We start from the raw sequence: 2,444 nt of genomic DNA, 5'->3' as shown, positions 1-2,444 counted from the left end.
GCACGAAATACAGATGAAACAGCCTTGCCCTGAGACCCGGCCAGCCGGCCTGGCGGAAAACTTGTTCCAGATCGGGCTGCGTCATCATCCACGAAACCGTGGGTGGAAAGCAGCGCGCGCGTCGCTTATGAAGAGGGGATGTTCAGGCTCGCGCATATTTCCGATATCCATCTGGGACCGCTTCCCGGTGTAACCTATCGCGATCTCGCCTCCAAGCGGGTGGTCGGTTACGTCAACTGGCAGCGCAATCGCCGCCGCCACATGCGCGATGCCGTCATCGACACGATCGTCGCCGATATCAAGGCGAGCGCACCGGATCACCTTGCTGTCACCGGTGATCTGGTCAATCTGGCGCTCGACGGCGAGATCGAGATGGGCAAGCACTGGCTGGAGACGCTGGGTTCTCCCGATGATGTGTCGGTTGTTCCAGGAAACCACGACGCCTATGTGCCTGGCGCCTTCGACAAGGCCTGCCGGTCGTGGACGGCATGGATGACCGGCGACGGCATCAATACGCCGATCGATCGCGACGCCTTTCCGTATCTGCGCGTGCGTCGCAACGTCGCGCTGATCGGTGTGACGACGGCGCGGGCCACGGCTCCGTTCATGGCCAACGGCTTCTTTCTGGAAGACCAGGCGGAAAGGCTGCGCGAAGTGCTCGATGCTACGGCCAAGCTCGGACTGTTCCGGGTGATCATGATCCACCATCCGCCAGTGCGCGGCGCCGTTTCGCAGCCCAAGCGGCTGTTCGGCATTGCCCGCTTCCACAAGGTCGTTCAGCGGCACGGGGCCGAGCTTGTGCTGCACGGCCATTCGCACGAGCCGACGCTGTTCTCCATCAAAGGGCGCGGCGCCAAAATTCCGGTGGTCGGCGTCGCCGCCGCAGGGCAGGCGCCAGGCGGCAGGCGTCCGGCGGCGCAATATAATCTGTTGGAGATCGATGGCGATAAGGACAATTGGCGGATCAGGCTGACGCGACGTGGCCTGACCGGCCCGGCCATCCCGCCTTCCGATCTGGAGATTCTGGAGCTTGGCGCGGACGCTATGGCCTAGAGCCTATTCCATCCCGATGGAATCGGGATGGGGCTCTATCTTCTTGTTTGACCATGAGCTTTTCCGAAAACCGGATTCCACTATTGGCTACGCGGACCTTCGGTTCAGGGTCATGGTCTAAAAACCAGTCCCATCGCAACAAGGCGGTCCCAGAACAACACGATCGATACAGCCAGCCCGACCAGGGCGCCGGCGGCGATCAGGCCAAGACCGGAGAGAAACGCCGACCAACCCTTGCCGCGCCGCACGGATCGCAGTGGCGGCTCGGCTTCCGGGACCAAGGCACGTTTCAGGCTGGCGACAGCCTGCTCGACCCCGCCTTCCATCATTCGCTGGCGTTCGACGACGCGCTCCGCGACGTAGCGCGTCACCTGATCGGCAACCGGTTTCATCTCGGTTGATTCGGCGAGCACCATCCGGCCGATGCGTGTGTCCTTGAGGAAGCGATAGGTGCGGCGGTCGCGCCCCATGGCGACATGGCTGACGGCGTCGATCCATAGGCGCGGCTGCAGCCCGGACGAGACGGCGAAGTCGAAATTGTCCATGTCGGCGGGCACGTCTGCGAAGATGGGCGCGAGTTCGGCGGCAAGCAAATCGAGCCGCATGCGATGCGCCTCGCGCATGTCGACTACGACGTCGTCGCGGTCGGCGAAGGCGTTTTTCACGTCGCGTATGGCGTCGGACAGTTTTCGCGACTGATCGATCTGGGTGATATTCTCGCCTGCATCCTTCATCGGCGTTGCCTCGCGGGTTTGGTTAACACCGAATTAACACAGCCGTTGGCAAAATGCACTTGCGAGATCGATAAGCCGTTAAGCGGCTTACCAGACCAAAGCCAGCCCGAAGCCGCACATCAGTATTTGGCAGGCAGGGATCGATCCGCCGCGGCGGCGGATTTTGGACGACGCGGCCTGCTGCGGCGTTTCATGTTCCGGCGGACGATCTCGGCGATAAGACCGGGCGCTTCCTCGACCAGCATATGGCCGGCCTCCAACACGTGGTGCAGGTGGAAATGCGCCGGCAGACTATCGGCCTGTGTGAAGGGCAGCACCGCGTCATCTATCCCCCAAACCACCATCACCGGCATATCAAGTGTTTCGAGCCGTTCGCGCGAGATGACGCCCTGCCGATCACCCCTGGTCATAGAGGCCGCGATCTCGACCAGTTTCTGCAACTGGCCGAGACGCGCACGCATTTCGCCAAGCATATCCACGATGCGCTTCGAGGGCAGGCTTTGCGGTCCGGACATGGCGGCCAGGCAGGCGCGAATTTCACTCTTGCCGGCAGCGGCCGCGTAACGGCGCAACAGCGGCCCGTTGATCTCAGTCCCAAAACCGCCCGGCGCCAGGAGCGTCAGCGAGGCTATCCTTTCGGGCTCTGCCAATGCCATC

At 62.5% G+C, this 2,444-nt stretch carries 2 protein-coding genes and 1 pseudogene; 1 reads left to right on the top strand and 2 read right to left on the bottom strand.

The genetic code is table 11. The features are described 5' to 3' along the window. The first annotated feature begins 138 nt into the window (after positions 1-138). Positions 139-1,053, top strand: coding sequence for a metallophosphoesterase (locus EOA86_RS30615; RefSeq protein WP_029349821.1), 915 nt, complete (start codon positions 139-141; stop codon positions 1,051-1,053). A gap of 110 nt (positions 1,054-1,163) precedes the next feature. Here the strand turns inward: EOA86_RS30615 and EOA86_RS30610 are convergent, their stop codons facing one another. Further along, positions 1,164-1,787 carry a hypothetical protein gene (locus EOA86_RS30610; RefSeq protein WP_127211963.1) on the bottom strand — a complete coding sequence of 208 codons (624 nt, stop codon included), beginning with the start codon at positions 1,785-1,787 and terminating at the stop codon, positions 1,164-1,166. Positions 1,788-1,906: 119 nt separating this feature from the next. After that, positions 1,907-2,444, bottom strand: a pseudogene (locus EOA86_RS30605) (alpha/beta hydrolase); the annotation flags it as partial.

The organism is Mesorhizobium sp. M5C.F.Ca.IN.020.32.2.1 (assembly GCF_004023105.1).
Classification (GTDB): domain Bacteria; phylum Pseudomonadota; class Alphaproteobacteria; order Rhizobiales; family Rhizobiaceae; genus Mesorhizobium; species Mesorhizobium wenxiniae.
This window is presented reverse-complemented; position numbering and strand designations above follow the sequence as displayed.

What these genes read in the sequence shown, in the direction of transcription:
- EOA86_RS30615 (WP_029349821.1), top strand. Translation starts at nt 139, where the DNA reads ATGTTCAGGCTCGCGCATATTTCCGATATCCATCTGGGACCGCTTCCC.
- EOA86_RS30610 (WP_127211963.1), bottom strand. Translation starts at nt 1,787, where the DNA reads ATGAAGGATGCAGGCGAGAATATCACCCAGATCGATCAGTCGCGAAAA.